At 73.8% G+C, this 24,213-nt stretch carries 27 protein-coding genes; 14 read left to right on the top strand and 13 right to left on the bottom strand.

Annotated elements, in window-relative coordinates:
* Window positions 1-81 precede the first annotated feature (81 nt).
* Together ACP7TJ_RS03975 and ACP7TJ_RS03970 are read left to right on the top strand one after the other, a co-directional pair.
* On the top strand, window positions 82-321 hold the full coding sequence (locus ACP7TJ_RS03975; protein ID WP_093765144.1) for a toxin-antitoxin system HicB family antitoxin: 240 nt from the start codon (window positions 82-84) through the stop codon (window positions 319-321).
* Window positions 322-324: 3 nt separating this feature from the next.
* Window positions 325-699 carry a fic family toxin-antitoxin system, toxin component gene (locus ACP7TJ_RS03970; protein ID WP_167742484.1) on the top strand — a complete coding sequence of 125 codons (375 nt, stop codon included), beginning with the start codon at window positions 325-327 and terminating at the stop codon, window positions 697-699.
* Here the strand turns inward: ACP7TJ_RS03970 and ACP7TJ_RS03965 are convergent, their stop codons facing one another.
* Genes ACP7TJ_RS03965 through bioB form a run of 4 tightly spaced genes read right to left on the bottom strand, consistent with a single transcriptional unit; the run spans window position 700 to window position 4,677 of the window.
* Window positions 700-1,401 carry a class I SAM-dependent methyltransferase gene (locus ACP7TJ_RS03965; protein WP_093765142.1) on the bottom strand — a complete coding sequence of 234 codons (702 nt, stop codon included), beginning with the start codon at window positions 1,399-1,401 and terminating at the stop codon, window positions 700-702.
* A gap of 55 nt (window positions 1,402-1,456) precedes the next feature.
* Window positions 1,457-2,185: a dethiobiotin synthase gene (bioD, locus tag ACP7TJ_RS03960; RefSeq protein WP_167742482.1), complete on the bottom strand. Its 729-nt coding sequence runs from the start codon at window positions 2,183-2,185 to the stop codon at window positions 1,457-1,459.
* Between the two features lies 1 nt (window position 2,186).
* A complete protein-coding gene (locus tag ACP7TJ_RS03955) occupies window positions 2,187-3,467 on the bottom strand; it encodes an adenosylmethionine--8-amino-7-oxononanoate transaminase (RefSeq protein ID WP_189910753.1) in 1,281 nt (426 codons plus the stop codon).
* On the bottom strand, window positions 3,460-4,677 hold the full coding sequence (gene bioB / locus ACP7TJ_RS03950) for a biotin synthase BioB (RefSeq protein ID WP_427762129.1): 1,218 nt from the start codon (window positions 4,675-4,677) through the stop codon (window positions 3,460-3,462). The genes ACP7TJ_RS03955 and bioB overlap by 8 nt, the downstream gene beginning before the upstream one ends.
* Before the next feature lie 147 nt (window positions 4,678-4,824).
* On the opposite strand from bioB, the gene ACP7TJ_RS03945 reads away from it, so the two are divergent.
* The gene (locus ACP7TJ_RS03945) at window positions 4,825-5,952 is read left to right on the top strand and encodes an 8-amino-7-oxononanoate synthase (protein WP_167742479.1); all 1,128 of its coding nucleotides are present in this window, start codon (window positions 4,825-4,827) and stop codon (window positions 5,950-5,952) included.
* Window positions 5,953-6,037: 85 nt separating this feature from the next.
* Here ACP7TJ_RS03945 and ACP7TJ_RS03940 read toward each other — a convergent pair whose 3' ends face one another.
* Window positions 6,038-6,262 (bottom strand): DUF397 domain-containing protein, encoded by a 225-nt coding sequence (locus tag ACP7TJ_RS03940; RefSeq protein ID WP_167742478.1) that lies wholly within the window; start codon window positions 6,260-6,262, stop codon window positions 6,038-6,040.
* A gap of 9 nt (window positions 6,263-6,271) precedes the next feature.
* Window positions 6,272-7,132: a helix-turn-helix domain-containing protein gene (locus ACP7TJ_RS03935; protein WP_093765136.1), complete on the bottom strand. Its 861-nt coding sequence runs from the start codon at window positions 7,130-7,132 to the stop codon at window positions 6,272-6,274.
* A 212-nt stretch (window positions 7,133-7,344) separates the two neighbouring features.
* Here ACP7TJ_RS03935 and ACP7TJ_RS03930 point away from each other — a divergent pair, with 212 nt between their 5' ends.
* Window positions 7,345-7,818, top strand: a complete 474-nt coding sequence (locus ACP7TJ_RS03930; protein WP_167742476.1) for an ATP-binding protein — start codon at window positions 7,345-7,347, stop codon at window positions 7,816-7,818.
* Window positions 7,819-7,999: 181 nt separating this feature from the next.
* On the opposite strand, the gene ACP7TJ_RS03925 is transcribed toward ACP7TJ_RS03930, so the two are convergent.
* The 3 genes from ACP7TJ_RS03925 to ACP7TJ_RS03915 all read right to left on the bottom strand — a co-directional run bounded on the left by ACP7TJ_RS03925 (window position 8,000) and on the right by ACP7TJ_RS03915 (window position 9,969).
* On the bottom strand, window positions 8,000-8,473 hold the full coding sequence (locus ACP7TJ_RS03925) for a C40 family peptidase (protein ID WP_093765134.1): 474 nt from the start codon (window positions 8,471-8,473) through the stop codon (window positions 8,000-8,002).
* 547 nt (window positions 8,474-9,020) lie between these two features.
* Window positions 9,021-9,326: a hypothetical protein gene (locus tag ACP7TJ_RS03920; RefSeq protein ID WP_093765133.1), complete on the bottom strand. Its 306-nt coding sequence runs from the start codon at window positions 9,324-9,326 to the stop codon at window positions 9,021-9,023.
* Between the two features lie 7 nt (window positions 9,327-9,333).
* Window positions 9,334-9,969 carry an ATP-dependent Clp protease proteolytic subunit gene (locus tag ACP7TJ_RS03915; RefSeq protein WP_093765132.1) on the bottom strand — a complete coding sequence of 212 codons (636 nt, stop codon included), beginning with the start codon at window positions 9,967-9,969 and terminating at the stop codon, window positions 9,334-9,336.
* 64 nt (window positions 9,970-10,033) lie between these two features.
* Here ACP7TJ_RS03915 and ACP7TJ_RS03910 point away from each other — a divergent pair, with 64 nt between their 5' ends.
* Complete coding sequence (locus tag ACP7TJ_RS03910; RefSeq protein WP_093765131.1) at window positions 10,034-10,321, top strand: type II toxin-antitoxin system Phd/YefM family antitoxin; 288 nt, start codon at window positions 10,034-10,036, stop codon at window positions 10,319-10,321.
* Window positions 10,322-10,430: 109 nt separating this feature from the next.
* Here ACP7TJ_RS03910 and ACP7TJ_RS03905 read toward each other — a convergent pair whose 3' ends face one another.
* A complete protein-coding gene (locus tag ACP7TJ_RS03905; protein WP_427762123.1) occupies window positions 10,431-11,432 on the bottom strand; it encodes an ABC transporter permease in 1,002 nt (333 codons plus the stop codon).
* A 103-nt stretch (window positions 11,433-11,535) separates the two neighbouring features.
* Between ACP7TJ_RS03905 and ACP7TJ_RS03900 the strand changes: the two genes are divergently transcribed.
* From ACP7TJ_RS03900 to ACP7TJ_RS03865, 8 genes are all read left to right on the top strand, one after another.
* Window positions 11,536-12,165 carry a TetR/AcrR family transcriptional regulator gene (locus ACP7TJ_RS03900; protein WP_167742471.1) on the top strand — a complete coding sequence of 210 codons (630 nt, stop codon included), beginning with the start codon at window positions 11,536-11,538 and terminating at the stop codon, window positions 12,163-12,165.
* Between the two features lie 135 nt (window positions 12,166-12,300).
* Window positions 12,301-12,603: an urease subunit gamma gene (locus ACP7TJ_RS03895; RefSeq protein ID WP_176710691.1), complete on the top strand. Its 303-nt coding sequence runs from the start codon at window positions 12,301-12,303 to the stop codon at window positions 12,601-12,603.
* 13 nt (window positions 12,604-12,616) lie between these two features.
* Window positions 12,617-12,928: an urease subunit beta gene (locus ACP7TJ_RS03890; RefSeq protein WP_093765128.1), complete on the top strand. Its 312-nt coding sequence runs from the start codon at window positions 12,617-12,619 to the stop codon at window positions 12,926-12,928.
* On the top strand, window positions 12,921-14,642 hold the full coding sequence (locus tag ACP7TJ_RS03885) for an urease subunit alpha (protein WP_093765127.1): 1,722 nt from the start codon (window positions 12,921-12,923) through the stop codon (window positions 14,640-14,642). Before ACP7TJ_RS03890 ends, ACP7TJ_RS03885 begins: the two co-directional genes overlap by 8 nt.
* Window positions 14,642-15,316, top strand: a complete 675-nt coding sequence (locus tag ACP7TJ_RS03880; protein WP_093765126.1) for an urease accessory protein UreF — start codon at window positions 14,642-14,644, stop codon at window positions 15,314-15,316. Before ACP7TJ_RS03885 ends, ACP7TJ_RS03880 begins: the two co-directional genes overlap by 1 nt.
* Window positions 15,317-15,747: 431 nt before the next feature.
* Complete coding sequence (ureG, locus tag ACP7TJ_RS03875; RefSeq protein WP_189910743.1) at window positions 15,748-16,431, top strand: urease accessory protein UreG; 684 nt, start codon at window positions 15,748-15,750, stop codon at window positions 16,429-16,431.
* The gene (locus ACP7TJ_RS03870) at window positions 16,419-17,207 is read left to right on the top strand and encodes an urease accessory protein UreD (RefSeq protein ID WP_266395387.1); all 789 of its coding nucleotides are present in this window, start codon (window positions 16,419-16,421) and stop codon (window positions 17,205-17,207) included. The genes ureG and ACP7TJ_RS03870 overlap by 13 nt, the downstream gene beginning before the upstream one ends.
* A gap of 103 nt (window positions 17,208-17,310) precedes the next feature.
* Window positions 17,311-18,930 (top strand): alpha/beta hydrolase, encoded by a 1,620-nt coding sequence (locus ACP7TJ_RS03865; protein WP_380874698.1) that lies wholly within the window; start codon window positions 17,311-17,313, stop codon window positions 18,928-18,930.
* 61 nt (window positions 18,931-18,991) lie between these two features.
* Here the strand turns inward: ACP7TJ_RS03865 and ACP7TJ_RS03860 are convergent, their stop codons facing one another.
* Entirely contained in the window at window positions 18,992-19,720 is a 729-nt protein-coding gene (locus ACP7TJ_RS03860) for a lysophospholipid acyltransferase family protein (RefSeq protein ID WP_093765123.1), read from the bottom strand.
* 197 nt (window positions 19,721-19,917) lie between these two features.
* On the opposite strand from ACP7TJ_RS03860, the gene ACP7TJ_RS03855 reads away from it, so the two are divergent.
* Window positions 19,918-20,373: an RpiB/LacA/LacB family sugar-phosphate isomerase gene (locus ACP7TJ_RS03855; RefSeq protein WP_167742464.1), complete on the top strand. Its 456-nt coding sequence runs from the start codon at window positions 19,918-19,920 to the stop codon at window positions 20,371-20,373.
* A gap of 12 nt (window positions 20,374-20,385) precedes the next feature.
* On the opposite strand, the gene ACP7TJ_RS03850 is transcribed toward ACP7TJ_RS03855, so the two are convergent.
* Entirely contained in the window at window positions 20,386-21,615 is a 1,230-nt protein-coding gene (locus ACP7TJ_RS03850; protein WP_427762115.1) for a PP2C family protein-serine/threonine phosphatase, read from the bottom strand.
* Between the two features lie 9 nt (window positions 21,616-21,624).
* Complete coding sequence (locus tag ACP7TJ_RS03845; RefSeq protein WP_370162864.1) at window positions 21,625-24,096, bottom strand: SpoIIE family protein phosphatase; 2,472 nt, start codon at window positions 24,094-24,096, stop codon at window positions 21,625-21,627.
* Window positions 24,097-24,213 lie beyond the last annotated feature (117 nt).

Genomic DNA, 24,213 nt, shown 5'->3' with positions numbered 1-24,213 from the left:
CCGGACACCAATGTAAGGGACACATAAGGTCGCGCGCCCGTTTCCTTGCCGCCGCTAGCGTCCCGGCGCTAGCTTCGAGGTATGGCGAAGACTCAGCTCAACGTGCGCGTGGACGAGGGCACCGCCCGCGCGGCCCGGGAGCGTGCCCTGGCGCGAGGCATCAGCGTCAACCGCTACATCGAGGAACTCGTCCGGCAGGACACCGGCGAGGCCGGGCGCGCCTTCGTCGAGGCCGCCGCCGACTTCATGAAGCAGTACGAGAGCGTCTTCGCCGAGGAGTTCGGCCGGGACCGTGAGGGCTCGCGAGAAGGCCGCCGCTGACCCTTGGACCACGTACGCATCGACCTCGCCTGGCTGCTCATGCTCGCCGAGCGGCAGACCCCCGGCGATCCCCAGGTCACCGACTGGGGCGCCCTGATCGCCGCCGTCGCCCGCCACGACGCCGAGATATTCGACGTCCCCGTCTACGACACCCCGCACAGCCGCGCCGCCGCGCTGCTCCAGCTGCTGATCCACGTCCCCGCGCTGGAGCGCTCCAACGCGCTCTTCGCCTCCGCCGTCGCGTACGCCTACCTGGTCGCCGGCGGCTTCAAGGTCGTCACCTCGCCCGAGCAGGTGCGCGACCTGGCCCGCCTGGTCAAGACGGGCGACGCGGACGTCGACGCCATCGCGGCCGAACTGCGCCGCTGGTGCGCCTGATCATCCGTCGCCGGCTCCCGCGTCCCCGGCCGGCCGCCACGCGGTGCCGATGAAGCAGAACGACTGCGGCAGCGCGGGCCCGTTCTCGGGGATCGTCATGCGCCGGTAGGGGCCCAGTTCGAAGCCCGCCTCCCGCAGCGCCCCGACCGGGTCCCGGGACAGATGGCAGCCGCCCGCCAGCGGCGGCCACAGCGTCCGGTCCAGCGCCCGCTGGGTGGCGTGCATGACCCGGCCGCCGCCCGCGCCGTGCTCGAAGAACCGCACCTCGCCGCCGGGCCGCAGCACCCGCCGGACCTCCGCGAGCGCCCGCGGCACGTCTCGCACGCTGCACAGCACCAGCGACAGCACCGCCGCGTCGAACGCCTCGCTCTTCACGGGCAGCGCCTCCGCCACCCCCGGCGCCACGTCCACCGGCAGGTCCGCCCGCAGCGCCGCCTCCACGGCCAGCGCGCGCAGCGAACGCTCCGGCTCCATGGCGACGACCTCCGAGACCGCGCCCGGGTAGTGGGCGAAGTTCAGCCCGTTGCCCGCGCCGATCTCGATCACCCGCCCGGACAGACCGCCGAGCAGCCTGCGCCGTACGTCCGCCATCCCCGCGCGGCTCTCGGCGGCGACGCTGAAACGGGCGTACCAGCGGGCGAAGACCGGGTGGTGCACGGGATCCCGCACCGCCTGCGCGGAGCGGGGGGACCGCAACTGCATGGGACCTCCCCGGGTCGGGCCTACGGCGATTCTCCCCGTCGGCCCGCCCGGCGAATCACCGTGCGCGGGAAGGCGCCTCGCGCGTGTGGAAGGCCTCCGCGTCCCAGACGCCCTCCAGCCGGGGCGCCAGCCACTGCGGGGCGGCGGCCCGGAAGGCGGGCGGGTCCAGGCGTCCCGCGCCCTCCGGGACGGCGCCCAGCAGCGGCACCCCGGTGACGTCCGGCAGGTCCAGCAGGTTGCAGCGCTCCGCGAGCTCCGGACGCTCCGGCCAGCTGCCGATCACCACCCCCGCCGGGTCCAGACCGCGCCCGCGCAGCTCCCGGACCGTCAGCTCCGTGGCGTTGAGGGTGCCGAGCCCCGCGGCCGCCACCACCAGGACCGGCGCGCGCAGCAGCTCCGCCGCGTCCGCCAGCGTCCCGCCGGCCGCGTCGAACCGCACCAGCAGGCCTCCCGCGCCCTCCACCAGCACCAGGTCGTGCTCGGTGGCCAGCTTGGCGGCCCGTTCGGCGATCTCGTGCGGATGCACGGGCGCCCGCCCGGCCCGGCGGGCCGCGGTGGCCGGAGCCAGCGGCTCGGGGTAGCGGGCCAGTTCGGCGGACGTGACCGCCCCGGCGAGCCGCGCGACCTCCGCCGCGTCCCCGGGCTCGTCCGGGCGGACACCCGTCTGCGCGGCCTTGAGCACCGCCACCGAACGGCCGCCCGCCAGCGCCGTCGCGGCGACCGCGGCCGTCACCACCGTCTTGCCGACCTCCGTGTTCGTGCCCGTCACCACCAGCACCGGCATGTCATCCCTCCTTCGCCGCCGCGCACACCGCGCGGGCGATCCGCGCGACGTCCGCGTCGCCCGTGACGTACGGCGGCATCGTGTACACCAGATCGCGGAACGGGCGCAGCCAGACGCCCTCCCGTACCGCCGCCCGGGTGGCCGCGGCCATGTCGACGTCGTGGTCGAGCTGGACGACCCCGATCGCGCCCAGCACGCGTACGTCCCGCACCCCGGGCAGGGAGGCGGCCTCGGCCAGCCCCTCGCGCAGCCCGGACTCGATCCGCTCGACCTCCGCGCGCCAGTCCTGCCCCAGCAGCAGTTCCACGGAGGCGCAGGCCACTGCCGCCGCCAGGGGGTTGCCCATGAAGGTCGGGCCGTGCGCCAGCACCGGCACCTCGCCCCGGGAGATGCCCTCGGCGACCCGCGAGGTGCACAGCGTCGCCGCCATCGTGAGGTAACCGCCGGTCAGGGCCTTGCCCACGCACATCACGTCCGGCGACACGGCCGCGTGCTCCGCCGCGAACAGCGCGCCCGTGCGCCCGAACCCGGTCGCGATCTCGTCGAAGACCAGCAGCACGTCGTGCGCGTCGCACGCCTCCCGCAGCACCCGCAGATACGCGGGGGAGTGGAACCGCATCCCGCCCGCGCCCTGCACCACCGGCTCCACGATCACCGCGGCCAGCTCAGGGGCGTGCCGCCCGATCAGCTCCCGCAGCTGCTCGGCGTACGCCTCCTCGTACGGACCGGGCGGGGCGTCCGCGAACACCTGACGCGGCAGGACCCCGGACCACAGGTCGTGCATCCCGCCCTCCGGGTCGCACACCGACATCGGGTGCCAGGTGTCGCCGTGATACCCGCCCCGCCAGGTCAGCAGCCTCCGCTTCTCCGGGCGGCCCAGCGAACGCCAGTACTGGAGGCACATCTTGACCGCCACCTCGACCGACACCGACCCCGAGTCGGCCAGGAACACATGCTCCAGACCGTCCGGCGACATGTCGACGAGGAGCTTCGCCAGCCGTACGGCGGGCTCGTGCGTGAGCCCGCCGAACATCACATGGCTCATCCTGCCCAGCTGGTCGCGGGCGGCCTCGTTCAGCACCGGGTGGTTGTAGCCGTGGATCGCCGACCACCAGGACGACATGCCGTCGACCAGCTCGCCCGACCCGTCGGCGAGGGTCAGCCGGACCCCGCTCGCCGACGCGACGACGAGCGGTTCCTGACGCCCCGGCATGGGCCCGTACGGATGCCACACATGACGCCGGTCGAGCTCCAGCAGCGTGGCGACGGACGCGTCAGGCATTGGGCGCGAGGTCCGTTCCGGCGCCCCGGCGGCGCACGGCCACCAGGTCGGGGCGCGGCTCGTCGGCGGAGGCGGAGGCGGCGGGGGCGGACGCGGACGCGGAGGCGGGGACCGTCCCGCAGACACCGCCGCCCTCGTGCGAGCCGCAGCGACTGCCTTCGTGCGAGCCGCAGCCGCTGCCTTCATGCGAGCCGCAGCCGCCGCCCGTCCGGTGCTCGGGCAGGGTGACCTCCCCGGCGCCCTCCACCTCGAAGCCGGCGTCTGCGATCATCTCCAGGTCCGCCTTGCCGGCCTGGCCCTCGCTGGTGAGGTAGTCGCCCAGGAAGATCGAGTTGGCCAGGTGCAGCGCGAGCGGCTGCATCGTGCGCAGATGCACCTCACGGCCGCCGGCGATCCGCACCTCGACGTCCGGGCAGACGAACCGCACCATCGCCAGGATGCGCAGGCACCGCTGCGGCGTCAGGTTCCACTCCTTGGCGAGCGGGGTGCCCTCGAACGGGATCAGGAAGTTGACCGGCACCGAGTCCGGGTCCAGCTCACGCAGCGAGAACACCACGTCGACCAGGTCCTCGTCGGTCTCGCCCATGCCCGCGATCAGCCCGGAACAGGCGGACAGACCGGCCGCGTGCGCCTTGCGCACCGTGTCGACCCGGTCGGCGTAGGTGTGCGTGGTCGTGATCTCGCCGTACGTCGACTCGGACGTGTTGAGGTTGTGGTTGTAGGCGTCCGCGCCCGCCTCGCGCAGCCGCTCCGCCTGGCCGTCGGAGAGCAGGCCCAGACAGGCGCACACCTCGACGTCCTCGTTCTGCTCCTTGATCGCCTTGATGGTGTCGGACACCCGGTCCACGTCCCGGTCCGTCGGGCCGCGGCCGCTCGCCACCAGACACACCCGCTTCGCCCCGCCGGCCAGCCCCGCGGCGGCCGCCCGGGACGCCTCGTCCGGCTTCAGCCACGTGTACTTGAGGATGTCGGCCTTCGAGCCGAGCCGCTGGGAACAGTAGGAGCAGTCCTCCGGGCACAGCCCGGACTTGAGGTTGACCAGATAGTTGAGTTTCACCCGGCGGCCGAACCAGTGCCTGCGCACCTTCCCGGCCGCCGCCACCACGTCGAGCAGCTCGTCGTCGGTCGTCGCGAGGACGGCCAGTGCCTCGGCCCGTGTCGGCGTCTCGCGCCGAAGCCCCTTGTCCACCAGCGTGTTCAGCAGGTCCATGAGAGCCGATCCTGTCGTACCGGGCCCGTCCGGGCCAAGGAGAGTTCGTACAACAGAGCCGTCCGGCGGTGTGGGTATCACCACACCGTGGCCCGGGCGGCCTGCCGCTAATGTCTGTGCACTGCCTACAAAATCCGCGGAGGACCCATGGCGTTCGGCTGGATCGACGAGCAGGCGGAACTGCGCCGCAGGGCCGGGCTCGTCCGTACCCTGCGCCCCCGGCCGGCCGCCACGCCGCTCCTCGACCTGGCGAGCAACGACTACTTGGGCCTCGCCCGCCATCCCGAGGTCACCGAGGGGGCCGCGCGGGCGGCCCGCACCTGGGGCGGCGGCGCGACCGGGTCCCGTCTCGTCACCGGCACCACCGAGCTGCACGCCGAACTCGAACAGGAACTGGCCGAGTTCTGCGGCTTCGAGGCGGCCCTGGTCTTCTCCTCCGGCTACGCGGCCAACCTCGCCGCCGTCACCGCCCTGGCCCCGCACGGCGCGCTGGTCGTCTCCGACGCCGGCAACCACGCGTCGCTGATCGACGGCTGCCGGCTGGCCCGGGGCACGACACAGGTGGTGGCGCACCGTGACCCGGACGCCGTGCGCAAGGCGCTGGACGGCCACGAGGGTCCGGCGGTGGCGGTGTCGGACACGGTGTTCTCGGTGGACGGCGACGTAGCCCCGCTGGCCGCGCTGGCCGAGGCGTGCCGGGAGCACGGCGCGGGTCTGGTGCTCGACGACGCGCACGGACTCGGCGTCCTGGGCGACGGCGGCCGGGGCGCCCCGCACGCGGCGGGCATCGCGGGCGCCGACGACGTCGTCGTGACGGTGACGCTGTCCAAGTCGCTCGGCAGCCAGGGGGGCGCGGTGCTGGGTCCGGCGCGGGTGATCGGTCATCTGGTCAACGCGGCGCGGACGTTCATCTTCGACACCGGTCTGGCCCCCGCGGCGGCGGGCGCGGCCCTGGCGGCGTTGCGGCTGCTGCGGCGCGAACCCGGGCGGGCGGCACGGGCGGCCGAGGTCGCGCGCGAGCTGCACGCGCGGCTGACGGCCGCGGGTCTGGAAGCGGTGCGTCCGGACGCCGCGGTCGTCTCCGTGCGCGCTCCTTCCCCGGAGCAGGCCGTGCGTTGGGCGGCCGACTGCCGGACGGCCGGTCTGTCCGTGGGCTGCTTCCGTCCTCCTTCCGTGCCCGACGGCATCTCACGGCTCAGACTGACCGCCCGGGCGGACCTGTCCGGGGCGGAGATCGAACGCGCTGTACGGGTGATCGGCGAAACGCGGCCATGAGTCGGCGGGACACGGCCGTGCGTCGCGCGAGGAACGGATGGTCGGCCGCATCGGCCGGACGGTGCGGATCAGGGGCAGGTCCGGGTCAGTGGACCGCCGTCACGAAGCGCGTCCAGGCGTCGGGCGAGAAGAGGAGCGCGGGCCCGTCCGGGGCCTTGCTGTCGCGCACGGCCAGCAGTCCGGCCGAGGGGCCGGCGGCCGGCCGGGCCGTCTCCACGCAGTTGTTCGCCCCCGTGCTGTAGCTGCTGCGCAGCCACCGCACATCGCGCAGGACGATGCTGGAAGGGATGGTCCGAGGCGGTGCGGGCATCGTGCCTCCTTACGCGCCGGCCGCTGCGCCGGCGATGAATTCCGACGATTCCTCGGGAGAGAGGGCGTGGCTCGCCAGGGCCTCGAAGGCCTCCGAGTACACCCGGAGGTCTTCTTTCCGCTCCAGGTAGTGACTAGTCGTCAAGTGGTCGTGCACCACCACATCCAGGTCAGAAGTGCGCGGAAATGAAAAGATGACGAAAGGACCCGTAACGCCGATGTGCGCGCCCGCGCTGAACGGCAGCACCTGCAGCCGCACCTGGGGCAGCCGCGAGGCCTCGACCAGCCGGCCCAGCTGACGCGACATCACCTCGGGACCGCCCACCTCCCGGCGCAGCACGGCCTCGTCCAGCACCGCCCACAGCTCCAGCGGCGGCTCGGCGCGCAGCACGTCCTGCCGCGCCAGCCGCACCTCCACGAGGGCGTCGAGCCGCTCCTCCGAGGCGCCCTCCAGGGCCGCCGCCGTCACCGCCCGCGCGTACTCGGGCGTCTGCAGCAGCCCCGGGACCACCGTGGTCTCCAGGGTGCGCATCGCGCTCGCCTGCGACTCCAGACTGATGAAGTCCCGGTACGTCGGGGGCAGCACACCCCGGTACGCGTGCCACCAGTGGTGCCGTCCGTCGCCGTCACCGGTGCCCGACAGCACCAGCAGCAACTCCCGCAACTGCGGGTCGTCCACGCCGTAGACGTCGAGGAGCAACCGTACGTCGGCCGGTTTCGCCCCGCTCGTGCCCGTCTCGATCCGGCTCACCTTCGACTGGTGCCAGCCCGCCAGCCGGGCCGCGTCGCCGCTCGTGAGTCCGGCCGCGGTGCGCAGCGCGCGCAGTTCGGCGCCCAGCTTCCTGCGGCGCACCGCGGGACCGTGCTGCATGGGCTTCTCCTTACTCCTTCCGGGCCGCCCGGATACGGTCTCCCGTCGCAGAGTTCACCGCTTTGAGCGACAGATATATGCATATCTTGGTGGATCGCCGCGCGGCACCCTGCGGTGATGGTACTCTGGCGACGAAGCACCAGTGCGGGACCGTACTCGAACCAACCGCTCCGTGTCGGACTGCGGTCCCGTGGGAAAGGGACGACGTCGCCATGGCAGACCATCTGGAAGCATCCGTCACTCTGCCGAGCGATCCCGCCTCGGTCTCCGCCGCGCGGGCCCATGTGGCCGGTGCGCTGGCGGAATGGGGGCTGCCACCGGACGCCGAACTCTGCGACACCGTGCGGCTCATCGTCTCCGAGCTGGCGACCAACGCGGTGCAGCACACCTTCGGCCAGTCGCCCACGTTCACGGTGGACGTCGTCCTCGTCCGCCACGAGCGGGTGCACATCGGGGTGACGGACAGCCATCCCCGTTTCCCCAAGCGGCTGCCCGCGGCGGTCCAGCAGGACAACGGGCGCGGCCTGGTCATCATCCGCTGGCTCACCGCGGAGTGCGGCGGCCGGCTGAGAATCCGCCCCACCCGCGAGGGCGGCAAGACCGTCGCCGTCGAACTCCCGTGGCCCGGCGCCGCCACCGTCCAGCCCACGGAGACGGTCATCGCGGCGGCGCGCCAGAAGCCGTGACGTCGCGTCACGGCTCACGCGGGTGGATGAGGCCACGGTGGACGGCGTGAGGGGCCCGGCGCGGTCGTCGCCCTGAGGACCGACGCCGCCGGGCCCTGCGGGACGCCACGCGGGCACGGAGCCCGCGTGGCCGGTCGCGGCCCGGCGGCGGCGCTCCCGCGGGCGCCGCCGCCTCCGCCCGTCACTTCACGCGGCCGTACCAGACGCTCTTGGTCCAGATCTTCTGCAGCCGCACCACGTCCCCGGTCTTCGGGGCGTGCCAGATCTTGTTCTGACCCGCGTAGATCCCGACGTGGTACACGTAGCTGCCCGAGTGGAAGAACACCAGGTCTCCGACCCTGCGGCTGCTCTTGGAGATGTGGCGCGTCTTGTTGTACTGCTGGGCGGCCGTGCGGGGGAGCTTCTTCCCCGCCTTCTTGAACGAGTACAGCGTCAGACCCGAGCAGTCGAACCGGTTCGGTCCGGTCGCCCCCCACTGGTACGGCGCCCCCTTCTTGGACGCCGCGACCTTCAGGGCCTTGGTGCCCACGGTCGCCGCGGCGGCCTCCCCGGCCGCTCCCGGAACCACGATGGAGCCGCCCACGGCGGCGAGGGTGAGGGCCGAGGCCGTGCCGGCCCGGGCCATGAGAGACGGGACACGATTGAGCGCACTCATGCGCAACCCTTCGTCAGCCGCCTGTGAAGGATGACCTGTCGGATTCGGGCTGGCGAAGTAGCCCGGCCGCTCGCGCGGCTTCACCCCAAGGGCTGCTCGGAACGCGCACTGCGCGCGTACCGGCGACCCGTCGTGCTTGGGTCCTCCACTCCTGCCGATCCACTCCTGTCGACCGGTCATCCGGGCGGCGGCAGGACTCGGCGTCCGCCCGGATCGCCCCGCCGCGGCGGCGGGGTCTTGTCGTCAGTCAGGGATCTTGACTCATCGCGCGATCGATTTCCCAACGGAACGGGGGGTTTGTGTTGTTACTCACCACTCACCCGTTCGGGTGGACAGCCGTCCGTTCGAGTCACCGTCAAGAGGGCGTGGGAGGCCAGGACCAGGGGTGGAATGGTCAATTCCGCCCATCGGCGGGGCGAGGTGCGCAAGTTCGACGGCACCGAAAAAGGAGGTTCGTCTACGCCGGACGGGGGTAAGCCGTTCGGTCCGTTTCAACTCGTCGTGGGGCGTGTCGTCGAGCGGACCCGTCGCTCCGGGTCCGCTCCCGTCAACGCCCCGTCCGCGGCGGCAGCGTGACCCTCGCCGTACGCCGCTCGCCGTCCAGCACCCGCAGGGCGCGCGCCAGGGTCTCGGCGTGCAGCTCGGTCTCGCCCCGCCGGTGCATCAGGGTCAGCGCGTCGCGCAGCGCGACCGCCTTGCCGACCAGCGCCTGGGCGGCGCGCAGGCTCCGGTAGGTGTCGCCGGGCTGGGCCGGGTTGACCCGGCCGAGCAGGTCGACGACCTCCAGGTAACGGTCGATCAGCTCGGCCTCCGCCCGGGTCAGGGCGGGCAGCGGCGGCAGTTCCGGCAGCATCCGCGGCTCACCTCGCGCCGTTCGCGGTGCGGGCGCTCCGGTGGTGCGGCACGATCCGGTCGGCGAGGCCGTGGTCCACGGCGGCCTGCGCGTCCAGGACCAGGTCCCGCTCCAGGTCCGCCCGCACCTGGTCCACGGGCCGGCCGGTGTGCCGGGCCAGCATCTCCTCCGTGCGGGCCCTGATCCGGGCCAGCTCGTCGGCCTGGATCGCCAGGTCGTCCGCGCTGCCCTCCACCGGCTCGGGGAGGGAGGGCTGACGGAGCACCAGCCGGGAGCCGGGCAGGACGTACCGCTTGCCCGGGGTGCCGGCGGCCAGCAGCAGCGCGGCCGTCCCCTCCGCGCGGCCCAGGCAGACCGTCTCGACGTCGCAGGTGATGTACGTCAGGGCGTCGTGCACGGCGGACATGGCGTGGAAGGGGCCGCCGGGGGAGTTCACGTACAGCGAGATGTCGCGGTCCGGGGCGAGGTGCTCCAGATGCATGAGCTGGGCCGTCACGTCGTTGGCCGCGGTCTCGTCGATCCGCGTGCCCAGGACGACGATCCGCTCCTCCAGCAGCCGCGCGTACGGATCGGACGTCCGGTGCCCCGAGGCCGTGCGCTCGGTGAACTCGGGCAGGACGTGGCGGGCGGGCGGTCGCGTCATGGTGCCCTCCTGTCTCGTGGTCTGTAAAAAATGTACAGGACGTACGTGACGTTATGATGGCCACATGGCTTACGAGATTCCGGTGACCCAGGCCAGGGCCGAGCTCGCCGACCTGATCAACCGCGTGGTGTACGGCGGTGAGCGGGTCGTCGTGACCCGGCACGGGAAGCCGCTCGTCGCCCTCGTCTCCGCCGATGACCTGCGACGACTGGATGAACCGACGGATGTGCCGGAGGCGGCCGAGGAGCCGGTGATCAGCACGGTGGCGGGCGTACGCGAGGTCGCGTCCGCCCCTCGCGAACACGGCCGCTTCGGCATCGCCGCAGAGCACCGGGGCACGGCCCCTTCATGACGCCGGCGGCAACGGTGGCGGGCGCTCCCGCCGCCTGGCCGCGACCATGCGGAACCGCGCACCCCCGTCCGCTACGGCGGGGGTGCGCGGTCGTTCCCGGAGGGCCAGGTCAGCCGGCCATGGCCGGCTCACGCTCAGGCGTCTGTCGCGCGGACGCCGTACGCCCACGCACCGCGTGGCCCACCAGTACCGCGCCCAGGCCCAGCACCGCCCACCACGTCAGGGTGAGCGCGGACCCCACCGCCCCCGCCCCGTCGAAGAAGGAGACCGACCGCAGCAGCGACACTCCCGCCCCCGGCGGCAGCCACTGGCCGAGCGCGCCGGCCGGCTCGGGCAGCATCTCCGGGGCGGAGGCGGCGCCCGAGAACGGGTTGCCCACCAGCATCACCAGCAGCGCGCCGAGCCCCAGGCCGGGTCGCCCCAGCAGGGCCGCGAGACCGGCGACCGCGCCGCTCACCGCCAGCGTGGCCAGGGTGAACGCCCCCGCCACGGCCCACCAGTTGCCCGGCAGGGCCTCCAGCCAGCTGTGCGAGAGGGCGGCGGCGACCACGCCGACCAGCGCCGCGGACCCGGCCAGCGCGCCCACCGCGACAAGCCCCCGCAGCCCGAGCAGCCTCACCGCGACCCCCGCGCCGATCCCGGCCAGAGCCAGCGGCAGCACGCTCGTGTTCAGCACCGCTCCGCGCGGATCGCTCGCCGCGGCGGGCACCACGTCCTCGGTGGCGATCTCCTGACCGGAGGCGGCCGCCTGCTGTGCGACCGCCTGCTGGAGCACCTGCGCCACCGCCGGGCTCGCCGCGGAGGCGGTCAGCAGCTTCGGACCCCGCGGGGTGACCACGACCGCCCCGTACACCTCGCGGCCCTCGACCGCGTCCCGCGCCTCGGCCTCGTCGGCGTACCGATGGAGGTCGAACGCGCCCTTCCGCTGCTCCAGCCGCTGCGCGACCGGCGCCGTGGCGGCGGGCGGGCCGGCCACGCCGAGCGGCAGGTCGCGCGGCGCCGTGCGCGCCGCGGGCCAGGCGAAGGCCCACAGGGCCAGCGCCACCAGGGTCGGGATCAGCACCAGCACGGCCGCGATCCGGAGGCGTGTCGGCAGGGAGGTGGGAGACATGAGGGGCTCCTGTAAAAAGAAGGATCGTTCGTTTTACCTCGCCCACACGGTCCCGCCCTCTCGCTCCCTTGTCAAGAAGGAATGTTCGTTTTAGGTTGGCGGCATGGCTCGCGTATCCCAGGAACACCTCGACGCCCGCCGTCGGCAGATCCTCGACGGCGCCGCGGTCTGCTTCGCCCAGAACGGCTTCCACGCCACGTCGATGCAGGACGTGCTCAAAGAGGTGGACCTCTCCGCCGGCGCCGTCTACCGCTACTTCAGCGGCAAGGAGGAGCTGATCGCGGCCATCGCCTCCGAGGTGCTCGAGACGGTGCGCGGCACCCTGGAGCAGGCCGCGCGGGAGAGCCCTCCGCCCACCCCCGACGTGCTGGTCCCGCGCGCCCTGGCGCAGATGCGGAAGCTGCGGCCGGCGACCCTGGAGACGGGGGAGTGGCTGTTCCCGCGGCTGATGATCCAGGTGTGGACCGAGAGCACCCGCACCCCGGCGCTGACGGGCGTGCTGGCCGACGGCTACGCCAAGATCCGCACGGCGTGGGGCGGCATGGCGCGGAGCTACCAGGACGCCGGACTGCTGCCCGAGGACGCCGACGCGGACGCGATGGCCCGCGCGATGATCGCGCTCGTGCAGGGATTCGCCGCCCAGATGGCCCTGTTCGGCGACATCCCGCCGCAGGTGCTCGCCGACGGCACGCGGGCCCTGATGAGCACCGGCCGCGCCACGGAAGGCGCCTGAGCCGGGCCGCCGCGCGGTTAACGTCCTCGAAACGCCGCCCGGCTAGCCTCCGGGTCCACGCCACCGGGGATCCCTCCCGTGGCCGCGGCCGCCGGGCCCCGCACGGCCCGGAGCGAGGACGGTGAGGTGGATGCCGTGCAACTGACCCCGCACGAGCAGGAGAGGCTGCTCATCCATGTGGCGGCCGACGTGGCCGCCAGACGCCGCGCCCGGGGGCTCAGGCTCAACCACCCCGAGGCCGTCGCGCTCCTCACCTCGCACATCCTCGAGGGCGCCCGCGACGGCCGGACCGTCGCCGAACTGATGGCGTCCGGGCGGAAGGTGCTGACCAGGGACGACGTCATGGAGGGGGTCCCCGAGATGATCCCCGACGTGCAGGTGGAGGCCACCTTCCCGGACGGCACCAAGCTCGTCACCGTCCACGACCCCATCGTCTGACGGGAGGAGCGACGTGACACCCGGAGAGATCCTGTTCGCCGAGGGCCCGATCGTCTACAACGAGGGCCGCGCGACCACCCGGCTGACCGTCCTCAACGCGGCCGACCGGCCGGTGCAGGTCGGCTCGCACTACCACTTCGCCGAGGCCAACCCCGGCCTGGAGTTCGACCGGGCGGCGGCCCGCGGCAAGCGGCTCGACGTCCCCGCCGGCACCGCCGTACGGTTCGAGCCCGGCATCCCCGTGGACGTGGAGCTGGTGCCGCTGGCCGGGGCGCGGACCGTGCCCGGGCTGCGCGGGGAGACGGGGGGCGCGCTCGATGCCTGAGATCTCCCGCGAGGCGTACGCCGACCTGTTCGGGCCGACCACCGGCGACCGGATCCGGCTGGCCGACACCGATCTGCTGATCGAGATCGAGGAGGACCGCTGCGGCGGCCCCGGACGCGCCGGGGACGAGGCCGTGTTCGGCGGCGGCAAGGTCATCCGCGAGTCGATGGGCCAGTCCACCGTCACCCGCGCCGACGGCGCCCCCGACACGGTGATCACCGGCGCGGTCGTCGTCGACCACTGGGGCGTCGTCAAGGCCGACGTCGGCATCCGCGACGGCCGGATCACCGGCATCGGGAAGGCCGGCAACCCCGACACCATGGACGGGGTCCACCCCGACCTGGTGATCGGCCCCGAGACCGAGATCGTCGCGGGCAACGGGCGCATCCTCACGGCCGGCGCCGTCGACGCCCATGTGCACTTCATCTGCCCGCAGATCGCCGACGAGGCGCTGTCCTCCGGCATCACCACCCTGGTCGGCGGCGGCACCGGACCCGCCGAGGGCTCCAAGGCGACCACCGTCACGCCCGGCCCCTGGCATCTGGCGCGGATGCTGGAGGCGATGGAGGCGTACCCGCTGAACATCGGGCTGCTCGGCAAGGGCAACACCGTGTCGCAGGAAGCCCTGCTGTCACAGATCCGGGGCGGCGCGGTGGGGCTGAAGCTGCACGAGGACTGGGGGTCCACCCCGGCCGTCATCGACGCCGCGCTGACCGCGGCCGACCGGACCGGCGTCCAGGTCGCCATCCACACCGACACCCTCAACGAGGCCGGTTTCGTGGGCGACACGCTCGCCGCGATCGCCGGGCGCGGTATCCACGCCTACCACACCGAGGGGGCGGGCGGCGGGCACGCGCCGGACATCATGACCGTGGTCTCCCAGCCGCACGTGCTGCCCAGCTCGACCAACCCGACCCGGCCGTTCACCGTCAACACCGTCGAGGAGCACCTCGACATGCTGATGGTGTGCCACCACCTCAACCCCGCCGTGCCGGAGGACCTCGCCTTCGCGGAATCGCGGATCCGGCCGTCCACCATCGGCGCGGAGGACGTGCTGCACGACCTCGGAGCCATCTCCGTCATCTCCTCCGACTCCCAGGCGATGGGCCGCGTCGGCGAGGTGATCATGCGGACCTGGCAGACGGCCCATGTGATGAAGCGGAGGCGCGGCGCGCTGCCCGGCGACGGGCGGGCCGACAACCACCGGGTCCGTCGCTATGTCGCCAAATACACCATCAACCCGGCGGTGGCGCAGGGCATGGCGGGCGAGATCGGCTCGGTGGAGAGCGGCAAGCTGGCCGATCTGGTGCTGTGGGAGCCGAAGTTCTTCGGGGTGAAGCCCCATCTCGTCCTCAAGGGCGGGCAGATCGCCTACGCGCAGATGGGAGACGCCAACGCGTCCATCCCGACCCCGCAGCCGGTGCTGCCCCGGCCCATGTTCGGCGCGACCGGGCGGGCGCCCGCGGCCAACTCGGTCACCTTCGTCGCGCAGGCCGCCCTCGACGCGGGACTGCCGGACCGGCTCGGGCTGGGCAAACGGTGGGCGGTCATCGACTCCACGCGCGCGGTGACCAAGGCGGACATGCGGGAGAACGACGCCCTGCCGGACGTGCGGATCGACCCCGACAGCTTCGCCGTGCGCATCGACGGGGAACTCGTCGAGGCGGCCCCGGCCGAGGAACTTCCGCTCGCCCAGCGTTACTTCCTCTTCTGATGTCCAGGGCAGCGCTGCTCGTCCTGGCCGACGGACGGTTCCCCGCCGGCGGGCACGCCCACTCCGGCGGGGCGGAGGCCGCGGTCCACGCCGGAGCGATCAGCGGCGCGGCGAGCCTGGAGGACTTCTGCCGGGGGCGGCTGCACACCACGGGGCGAGTGTCGGCCGCGCTGGCCGCCTCCGCCGCGCTCGGCGTGGACCCGGCGGCCCTGGACGCGGCCGCCGACGCCCGCACGCCCTCGCCCGCCCTGCGCGCGGCGGCACGCAAGCTGGGCCGCCAGCTGCTGCGCGCCGCCCGCGCCACCTGGCCCTGCCCCGAACTCGAAGCGCTGGCACGGCGGTTCCCCAAGGGCGCCCACCAGCCGGTGGTGCTGGGGGCGGCCGCGCGGGCGGCCGGCCTCGGCCCGGAGGACGCGGCGCACTGCGCGCTGTACGAAAGCGTCGGCGGGCCCGCGACCGCGACGGTACGGCTGCTCGGCCTCGACCCGTTCGACGCGACGGCGGTCCTCGCCCGGCTGGCGCCGGAGGCGGACCGCGTGGCGGAGACGGCCGTACGGGCGGCCCACCGGGTCGCGGCCGAAGGCGTCGACGCCCTGCCCGCGGCGTCGGCGCCCCTGCTGGAACTCTTCGCCGAGGCGCACGCGGTCCGTGCGGGGCGTCTGTTCGCGTCATGACCGCCATGCGGGCGACGGCCCGACTCCCACTGGCAGAACTCACGCCCGCATCGGAAGCCCGCTGGCGGAGACGCCCGTCCCGCCCGATTCGCGGACGCCCGGTCCGGCGCACGGGACGCCCGCCCCGCCGGCATCACCGGCGCCCGTCGGCCCACCGGGCCTGCGCGTGCGGTTCGTCGCCGGGTGCGGGTGCGCGGGGGCTGCTCGCGCCGTTCCCCGCGCCCCTGAGGGGGTTGGCGGGGGCGTGTCTCCAGAGGGGACCCCGCTCGGGGCGCCCAGCCCCGGCACCGGAAGGCCGTCGGCGAGGAGGCCCGTTCCGCCCACCGAGGCCCGCCCCGGTGACCGCCCGCCCGCCGGGGCCCGCTTGCCCGAGGGGTCCCGTCCCTCACCCGACAAACCCGCTCGTGCCGCGACTCCCGGAGGCGCCCCCCATGCATCGTGATCACATCGATCCCCACCCCGGTCCCGCCGTCCTGGGCGCCGACGCCCGGCGGCCCGATGGGTCCCGGCGGGCCCTGCGCATAGGGCTCGGCGGCCCCGTCGGGTCCGGGAAGACCGCGACCGTCGCCGCGCTCTGCCGGACGCTGCGGGACGAGGTGTCCCTGGCCGTCGTGACCAACGACATCTACACCCGCGAGGACGCCGAGTACCTGCTCCGGGAAGCCGTGCTGCCCCCCGAGCGGATCACCGCCGTGGAGACCGGCGCCTGCCCGCACACCGCGATCCGCGACGACATCTCCGCCAACCTCGAAGCGGTGGAGGACCTGGAGGACTCCGTCGGCCCGCTGGACCTGGTGCTCGTCGAGTCCGGCGGGGACAACCTCACCGCGACCTTCTCCAGAGGGCTCGTCGACGCGCAGATCTTCGTAATCGACGTGGCCGGCGGGGACGACATCCCGCGCAAGGGCGGCCCCGGCGTGACCACCGCGGATCTGCTGGTCGTGAACAAGACCGACCTCGCGCCGTACGTCGGCTCGGACCTCGGCCGGATGGCGGTCGACGCCAAGGCCCAACGCGCCGGCCTGCCCGTGGTGTTCCAGTCGCTGCGCGAGGACGGGGGAGTCTCGGCGGTGGCGTCCTGGGTGCGGCAGCGGCTCGCCGCGTGGGCGGCGTGAACACCGCGGGCGTCCGGGCGGAGGCGGAGGTGCGCGCCCGCGTGGACGGCCGGGGCGGCACCGCCCTGCCCGTGCTGGAGAGCCGGGGCCCGATAGCCCTGCGGCGGACGCGGGGCAGCGGAGCGACGGCGCACGTCACGCTCGTCGGCGCGATGAGCGGTCCGCACGGCGGGGACCACTTCACGCTCCGCGCCGACGTGGGCGCGGGTGCCCGGCTGCGGGTCGGCTCGGCCGCCGCCACACTCGCCCTGCCGGGCCAGCACGGGGGACAGGCGCGCCAGGACGTGCGGATCACGGTCGCCGCCGGGGGCGAACTGCACTGGCTGCCCGAGCCGTTGGTCTCCGTCGCGGGCAGCGAGCTGGCCGTGCACACCCGTGTCGACCTCGAAACCGGCGCCCGGCTGGTCCTCCGCGAGGAACTGGTGCTGGGGCGGACCGGGGAGGATCCCGGACGGCTCACCTCCCGGCTGACCGTGCGCGTCGACGGGCGCCCCGTCCTCGACCAGGAACTCGACTGCGGCCCGGGCGCCCGAGGCGGATGGGACGGCCCCGCCGTGCTGGGCGGACACCGCGCCGTCGGACAACTCGTCCTCTGTGAGCCGGAGTTCACGGAGAAGCCGGTCGCGCCCGGCGTGCCCGCGGAGGGCCTGGCCGTCCTCCCGCTGACCGGACCCGCCGTCCTGGTCAGCGCCGTGGCGCCGGACGCCCTGCGGCTGCGCCGGCTGCTGGACCGCGCGCCCGCCTCCTTCGCCCCGGCCTCCCCGGCGTCCGCATGACGCCACCCCCATGTCCGCTTATCGGATTGGCAAAGAAGGGGCATCTCCTCTGTCGCCCGTGACCTCCGGGAGACGAGGATCCTCCCTCGTACGCATCGAAATCATGTACGGGGAGGCCCCCTTGAGGGACAGCAGACCGAAGAGGCGGGTGGCGGCGCTGGGTTCGGCCGGCGTGCTCGTCACGGCCGCACTCATAGCCGGCGCCGTCGCGGCGCCCACCGCGAGCGCGACGGCGGACACCCGCCACGGCAAGGATCGTGAGGCGCAGGGCGTGGCCGTCGCCGCGGCCCGGGCCGCCAGGACCGGCATCGACTGGCAGGACTGCCCCGCCGACTGGAACCTGCCCCGGCCCATCCAGTGCGGCTGGGTCTCCGTGCCGCTGGACTACGCCAAGCCGAACGGCAAGCAGATCAAGCTCGCCGTCGACCGCATCGCGAACACCGGCACGCAGGCCGAACGGCAGGGCGCGCTGCTGTACAACCCGGGCGGCCCCGGCGGCTCCGGCCTGCGCTTCCCGGCCCGGGTCACCTCGAAGAACCCCGTCTGGGCCAACACCGCCAAGGCGTACGACTTCGTCGGCTTCGACCCGCGCGGCGTCGGGAAGTCCGCGCCCATCTCCTGCGGCGACCCGCAGGAGTTCGTGAAGGCCCCCAAGGCCGACCCGGTGCCGCGCACCGAGGCCGACAAGCGGGCACAGCGCAAGCTCGCCCGCGAGTACGCCGAGGGCTGCTTCGAGCGCAGCGGCACCATGCTGCCCCACATGACCACCCCGAACACCGCCCGGGACCTCGACGTCATCCGCGCCGCGCTGGGCGAGAAGAAGCTCAACTACCTGGGCGTCTCCTACGGCACCTACCTCGGCGCCGTCTACGCCACCCTGTTCCCGGACCACGTGCGCCGCATGGTCGTGGACAGCGTGGTCAACCCGTCCCGCCAGAAGATCTGGTACGAGGCCAACCTGGACCAGAACGTCGCCTTCGAGACCCGCTGGCAGGACTGGCAGGACTGGGTCGCGAGGAACGACGCCGCCTACCACCTCGGCACCACCCGCGCCGCCGTCCAGCAGCAGTGGCTGAAGCTGCGCGCAGCCGCGGCGAAGCAGCCGTTCGGCGGAGTCGTCGGCCCCGCCGAGCTGATCGGCTTCTTCCAGAGCGCCCCGTACTACGACTCCGCGTGGGCCCCGGTCGCCGAGGTGTTCAGCCAGGCCGCCGCCGGGAACACCCAGGCGCTGGTCGACGCCGCCGCCCCGGACCTGTCCGACACGGCGGGCAACGCGGCCGCGGAGAACGGCAACGCCGTCTACAACGCGGTCGAGTGCACCGACGCCAAGTGGCCCACCGACTGGCGCACCTGGGACCGTGACACCACCCGGCTGCACCGCGACCACCCGTTCCTGACCTGGGCCAACACCTGGATGAACCTGCCCTGCGCCACCTGGCCGGTGCCCCAGCGCACCCCGGTCGACGTGAGGACCGGCAAGGGTCTGCCGCCCGTGCTGATCGTCCAGTCCGAGCGGGACGCGGCCACCCCGTACGGCGGCGCCGTCGAGCTGCACAAGCGGCTCAAGGGCTCCCGTCTGATCACCGAGCGGGACGCCGGCTCCCACGGCGTCACCGGTCTGGTCAACCCCTGCGTCAACGACCGGGTCGACACCTACCTGCTCACCGGGAAGCTCGACCGCTCCGACGTGACCTGCGCCCCGCACGCCACGCCGAAGCCGTAACCGCACGACAGTGAGGGGCGGCCGGAATACCCCGGCCGCCCCTCACCGCTGCCCGCGGTGCTTACCGCAGCGGCATGCGCGGCCCCCGCCGCCTCTCCTCCGCCGTGCGCCGCTCGGCCTCCGCGGCCTTCACGTCGGCCGCGTACTGATCGACGTACTCCTGCTCGGACAGGGAGAGGATGGCGTACATGATCTCGTCCGTGACGGCGCGCAGGACCGCCTTCTCGTTCTCCATGCCCGCGTAGCGGGAGAACTCCAGCGGCTCGCCGAAGCGGATCACCACCGGACGGATGCGGGGAATCTTCCGGCCGGGAGGCTGCGCCTCGAACGTGCCGATCATCGCGCAGGGGACCACCGGCACGCCCGCCTTGAGGGCCATCACCGCCACGCCGACCTTGCCCTTGTAGAGGCGGCCGTCGTGCGAGCGTGTGCCCTCCGGGTAGATGCCGAGCAGTTCCCCCTTGCTCAGCACCCCCAGCCCTTCGCGGATCGCCGCCTGCCCGGCCTCCTTGCCGGAGCGGTCGACGGGGATCTGGCCGGCGCTGTGGAAGAAGAACGCCGTCAGCCGCCCCTTGAGACCCGGGCCGGTGAAGTACTCGGCCTTGGCGAGGAAGGTGATGCGGCGCTTCAGCACGGCCGGCATCAGGAAGTGGTCCGAGAACGACAGATGGTTCCCCGCCACGATCGCGGCGCCGGAGGACGGGACATGCTCCAGGCCCTCGATCCGGGGCCGGAAGACCAGTCTGAGCAGCGGGCCCAACAGCACGTATTTGAGCAGGTAGTAGAACAAAAGCACGCTCCTCGACTCTGGGAAACGACGGGATCGCCGCGTTCCATCAGGTCATCCGGCACGTCGTGAACTGCCAGTCTAGGACTGGGCGACGGGCCCCGGCACCAGGTTCGACGGGAACCGGAACCCACGGCACCGGACAGCCGCCCGCCCGCCGCGCAACCGCCGTCCGCGCACCGCCCGGTACGCTCGGCGGTATGCGGATCTCCGTCTCCTCCGACATGGACGAACCCGTTGCCCGCGCCCTGGCCGACGTCCTGCGCGAGCGCGGCCACGAGGTGCGCGTCCACGGCGCGCTGAGCCCCGGGGACGACCCGCAGTGGGCCGTCTGCTCCGAGGCCGCCGCCCGCGACGTCGCCGACGGCAGGGCCGACCAGGCGGTGGTGTGCTGCTGGACCGGGACCGGCGCCTCGATCGCCGCCAACAAGGTGCCCGGCGTACGGGCCGCCCTGTGCACGGACGCGTACACCGCCGACGGCGCCCGCCGCTGGAACGACGCCAACGTGCTGGCGCTCAGCCTGCGCCTCACCTCGGTCCCGCTGCTGCACGAGATCCTCGACGCCTGGTTCGCCGGCCGGCCCAGCGACGACCCCGAGGACCGGGCCAACGTGGACCGCACCACCCGCCTCGACCGCGTACGCACCGGCGCCTGACGAGGAGTCCCCTCACAGCCGTACGACGACCAGCGCCGTGTCGTCCGTGGCGCCGCCCGGCGGCAGCAGTTCCCGCAGCACGGTGTCCGCCAGGGGCTCCGGGTCCAGCGCGCCGTGGTGGCGCAGGGACTCCGCCAGCCGCAGCAGCCCGACGTCGATGTCCTCCCGCCGCCGCTCGATCAGCCCGTCGGTGTAGAGGACGAGGGTCGCCCCCGGCGAGAAGACGGTCGACGCCTCCGGCCGCGGCTGCGGATCCGGACGGGCGTCCAGGGGCGGGTCCGTCGCCCGGTCCAGGAACTCCACCCGCCCGTCGTGATGCAGCAGCACCGGCGGCGGATGGCCGGCGCTGCTGTAGGTGATGACGTGCCGGTCGAAGTCGACGAACGTGGTCACCACCGTCGCCGACTCGGCGCCGTCCACCACGTGCGCGTACCGGCCCAGCACGTTCAGCGCCTGCGCCGGCCCGTCCGCCACCCGGGACGTGGCGCTCAGCGCGCTGCGCAGCTGGCCCATGACCCCGGCCGCCTCCAGACCGTGCCCCACCACGTCGCCCACCGACACGCCGATGCGGTGGCCGCCCACCAGGTCGACCAGGTCGTACCAGTCCCCGCACACGTTCAGCGCGCCCACCGCCGGCCGGTAGCGCACCGCGGCCCGGCGGTGGCCCACCGGCCGGTTCGCCGGCAGCATCGCCTTCTGCAGCACCAGGGCCACCTCACGCTCCCGGGCGTGCGCCTCGCGCAGCCGGTTGTTGAGCTCCTGCAGCTCCCGGGCGCGCGTGTACAGCTCGGCCTCCAGCACCCGTCCGGCCGTGTCGCCGCCGAGCCCCCAGGCCCGCACGAACTCGGTCACCTCCTCGACCCGGTGCACGATCAGCCGCACCCGCCCGTCCGGTCCGAGGACCGGGCTGTTCACCGGCGACCAGTAGTGCTCGTGCCAGTCTCCCGAGTGCTCGGGGGACTCGATGTCGTAGCGCTGCAGGGGCATCGTGTCGCGTTCGCCGGTGGCCAGCACCCGCAGCAGCGAGGCCCGCAGCTGGTGCGAGTGGTGCGCGGCGGGGGAGTTCACCGACTCCGGGAACACGTCGAACACGTGGCGGCCCAGCAGGGACTCGCGCGGACGCCCGGTCCCGCGCACGTACGCCTCGTTGACGTCGGCGAACACCAGGTCGGGGGTCAGCAGCGCCACCATGCCCGGCAGCGCCTGGTACACCCCCTCGTAGTCGATCGACGTGCGTGCCATGACCCCGCCTCACCCCGCGGGTGTGGTCAGCGGCTGCTCCGCCCAGATGATCTTCCCGTCGGGCACGAACCTCGTGCCCCAGCGCTCGGCGAGCTGCGACACCAGCAGCAGCCCGCGTCCGCCCTCGTCCATCGCGCGCGGATGCCGCAGATGCGGGGCGCTCGCGCCGCCGTCGAGCACCTCGCACACCAGCGTCCGCTCCCGGATCAGCCGCAGCCGCACCCGCCCGGAGGCGTGCCGGATCGCGTTCGTGACCAGCTCGCTCACCAGCAGCTCCGTGGTGAACATCAGCTCCTCGTCGAGGCCCCAGCGGGAGAGCTGGTCCTGGGCGGTCCTGCGGGCGTCCGCCACCACCGCCGGGTCTGGCGGCAGCTCCCAGGCCGCGATCTGCTCCGGCGCGAGCCGCCTGGTCCGCGCCATCAGCAGCGCCACGTCGTCCTCCGGACGGGCCGGGACCAGCGCGTCGATCACCTCCCGGCAGCTGGGCCGCGGCTCCCGCGCCGTGCCCTCCAGGGCCCGCCGCAGCCGCTCCCGGCCGGCCTCCTCCGCGCCGTCGTCGCCGTGCCCCAGCAGCCCGTCCGTGTGCAGCACCAGCGTGCTGCCCTCGGCCAGGTCCAGCTCCACCGCCTCGAACGGCGGACCGCCCACCCCGAGCGGCGGCCCCTGCGGCAGGTCCACGAAACCGACCGTGCCGTCCGGCGCCACCACCGCCGGCGCGGGATGACCCGCGGCGGCCATCGTGCACCGCCCGTCCGCCGGGTCGTACACCACGTACAAGCAGCCGGAGCCGACCGAATTGCCTTGGGCGCCCCCGCCTGCTGAGCCGTCGTCCTCGCCGTCGCCGTCGTCCCGAGCCGAGCGGAAGGCCAGGTCGTCCAGGTGCGCCAGCACTTCCTCGGGCGGCAGGTCGATCGCGGCCAGCGTGCGGACCGCCGTGCGCAGCCGCCCCATGGCGGCGGCGGCGTCGATGCCGTGCCCCGGCACCTCGCCGACCACCAGCGCGACCCGGGCGCCGGACAGCGGGATGAGGTCGAACCAGTCGCCGCCCAGGCCGGTCAGCTCGTCGGCGGGCCGGTAGCAGGCGGCCACCTCGACGGCGTCCTGGTCGGGGAGCCGGCGCGGCAGGAGGCTGCGCTGGAGCACGAGTGCGGCGTCCCGCTCACGGGTGTAGCGGCGGGCGTTGTCCACGCAGACGGCGGCGCGCGAGACCAGGTCCTCGGCCAGGTGCAGGTCGTCCGGGTCGAAGGGGCTCCGTCGGCGGCGGAAGAACGTGGTGAGGCCCAGGGTGACGCCGCGGGCCCGGACCGGGACGATCATCACGCTCTGCAGGCCCAGCTCCAGGAACGTGGACTCCCGGCCGCCCGGCGCGCCCACGGCCCACTCGAGGGCCAGCGGGTCGAGCTGCTCCTGCCGCCAGGACTGCCCCGTCGTGAGGCACCGCACGGGCGGGGAGTCCGTCAGGTAGGCGACGACCGCGCCGCTGTCCACGGCGGTGCGCGGCAGGTCCTCGTACAGGGACCGGTGGCCCGCACGGCGCAGCGGCACCCGCTCGGACCCGGCGAGCGCCTCCGGGACCGGCTCGGCGCCGCGCAGGACCGTCTCCAGCAGGTCCACGGTGACGAAGTCGGCGAGGCCGGGCACGGCGACGTCCGCCAGTTCCTGTGCGGTGGTCATCACGTCGAGGGTGCGGCCGATGTACTCGCCGGCCCGGTCGAGCAGGGCGAGGCGCTGCCGGGCGCGGTGCCGGTCGGTGACGTCCACGACGGTGTAGTACACGCCCGTCGGGTCGCCCCGGTCGTCCTCGAGGCGGGTGAACGACAGCATGTGCGCGGTCTCCCGCAGCGGCGCCGACCGCGCGCGGCCGACGTACTCGTAGCCGACCTCCTGCTCGCCGGTCTCCAGCACGTGCCGCATCCGCTCCTCGACGGCCTCGCTGTCCATGCCCGGCTGGACGTCGGCGACCCGCAGACCCACACGGCTCCGGCCCGGTCCGCCGCCGAACTGCTCCAGGGCGGCGTTGGACCACACGTAGCGCAGATCCGTGTCCACGATGGCGATGCCGATGGGGTTGCCGGCGACGATCTGCTCCAGCACGCCGCGGCTCATGTCCCACCCCCGGGCCCCGTCCCCCAGCTCCGACAGCAGCACCAGCACCGCCGGGCGGCCCTGCGGGGCCGTGGTCGGGGCGACCCGCACCGCCACCGGCACCGGGCGCCCGTCCCGGTGGCGGGCGGTCATCAGCCCCGTCCAGTCGTTTCCGGTGCGGCACCGGTCGAGCAGGTCCTCCATCCGCTCGGCGTCGTCGGTCTCCAGCAGATCGGCGAACTTCCGGCCCACCGCCTCCGCCGCGCCGTGGCCCAGCAGCCGCTCCGCGTGCACCGTCCAGCCCGCCACCAGACCGTGCGGGTCCAGCAGCAGCGGCGCGGCGTCGGCCACGTCGAACCCCTGCCGGGCTCCTCCCTGCTCCTTGTGTCCGCCCACGGACGGCCTCTCTGTCGCTGAGAGCGTTCTGTCACCTTGTGTCCCCGCTCATCCCCATCTTCACCCCGAGGACCCGCCGGGGGCTTCCCGGAGGTGAGCCACCGGTGCGCCGCACCC

Origin of the sequence: Streptomyces sp. DSM 41931 (assembly GCF_050271085.1) — a bacterium.
Lineage (GTDB): Bacteria > Actinomycetota > Actinomycetes > Streptomycetales > Streptomycetaceae > Streptomyces > Streptomyces albogriseolus.
This window is presented reverse-complemented; position numbering and strand designations above follow the sequence as displayed.

What these genes read in the sequence shown, in the direction of transcription:
- ACP7TJ_RS03915 (WP_093765132.1), bottom strand. Translation starts at nt 9,969, where the DNA reads ATGACGCGACCGCCCGCCCGCCACGTCCTGCCCGAGTTCACCGAGCGC.
- bioD (WP_167742482.1), bottom strand. Translation starts at nt 2,185, where the DNA reads ATGCCGGTGCTGGTGGTGACGGGCACGAACACGGAGGTCGGCAAGACG.
- ACP7TJ_RS03910 (WP_093765131.1), top strand. Translation starts at nt 10,034, where the DNA reads ATGGCTTACGAGATTCCGGTGACCCAGGCCAGGGCCGAGCTCGCCGAC.
- ACP7TJ_RS03940 (WP_167742478.1), bottom strand. Translation starts at nt 6,262, where the DNA reads ATGCCCGCACCGCCTCGGACCATCCCTTCCAGCATCGTCCTGCGCGAT.
- ACP7TJ_RS03965 (WP_093765142.1), bottom strand. Translation starts at nt 1,401, where the DNA reads ATGCAGTTGCGGTCCCCCCGCTCCGCGCAGGCGGTGCGGGATCCCGTG.
- ACP7TJ_RS03900 (WP_167742471.1), top strand. Translation starts at nt 11,536, where the DNA reads ATGGCTCGCGTATCCCAGGAACACCTCGACGCCCGCCGTCGGCAGATC.
- ACP7TJ_RS03905 (WP_427762123.1), bottom strand. Translation starts at nt 11,432, where the DNA reads ATGTCTCCCACCTCCCTGCCGACACGCCTCCGGATCGCGGCCGTGCTG.
- bioB (WP_427762129.1), bottom strand. Translation starts at nt 4,677, where the DNA reads ATGGACCTGCTGAACACGCTGGTGGACAAGGGGCTTCGGCGCGAGACG.
- ACP7TJ_RS03865 (WP_380874698.1), top strand. Translation starts at nt 17,311, where the DNA reads ATGTACGGGGAGGCCCCCTTGAGGGACAGCAGACCGAAGAGGCGGGTG.
- ACP7TJ_RS03920 (WP_093765133.1), bottom strand. Translation starts at nt 9,326, where the DNA reads ATGCTGCCGGAACTGCCGCCGCTGCCCGCCCTGACCCGGGCGGAGGCC.
- ACP7TJ_RS03945 (WP_167742479.1), top strand. Translation starts at nt 4,825, where the DNA reads ATGGCGTTCGGCTGGATCGACGAGCAGGCGGAACTGCGCCGCAGGGCC.
- ACP7TJ_RS03935 (WP_093765136.1), bottom strand. Translation starts at nt 7,132, where the DNA reads ATGCAGCACGGTCCCGCGGTGCGCCGCAGGAAGCTGGGCGCCGAACTG.
- ureG (WP_189910743.1), top strand. Translation starts at nt 15,748, where the DNA reads ATGCATCGTGATCACATCGATCCCCACCCCGGTCCCGCCGTCCTGGGC.
- ACP7TJ_RS03925 (WP_093765134.1), bottom strand. Translation starts at nt 8,473, where the DNA reads ATGAGTGCGCTCAATCGTGTCCCGTCTCTCATGGCCCGGGCCGGCACG.
- ACP7TJ_RS03930 (WP_167742476.1), top strand. Translation starts at nt 7,345, where the DNA reads ATGGCAGACCATCTGGAAGCATCCGTCACTCTGCCGAGCGATCCCGCC.
- ACP7TJ_RS03955 (WP_189910753.1), bottom strand. Translation starts at nt 3,467, where the DNA reads ATGCCTGACGCGTCCGTCGCCACGCTGCTGGAGCTCGACCGGCGTCAT.
- ACP7TJ_RS03850 (WP_427762115.1), bottom strand. Translation starts at nt 21,615, where the DNA reads ATGGCACGCACGTCGATCGACTACGAGGGGGTGTACCAGGCGCTGCCG.
- ACP7TJ_RS03885 (WP_093765127.1), top strand. Translation starts at nt 12,921, where the DNA reads ATGCCTGAGATCTCCCGCGAGGCGTACGCCGACCTGTTCGGGCCGACC.
- ACP7TJ_RS03855 (WP_167742464.1), top strand. Translation starts at nt 19,918, where the DNA reads ATGCGGATCTCCGTCTCCTCCGACATGGACGAACCCGTTGCCCGCGCC.
- ACP7TJ_RS03880 (WP_093765126.1), top strand. Translation starts at nt 14,642, where the DNA reads ATGTCCAGGGCAGCGCTGCTCGTCCTGGCCGACGGACGGTTCCCCGCC.
- ACP7TJ_RS03975 (WP_093765144.1), top strand. Translation starts at nt 82, where the DNA reads ATGGCGAAGACTCAGCTCAACGTGCGCGTGGACGAGGGCACCGCCCGC.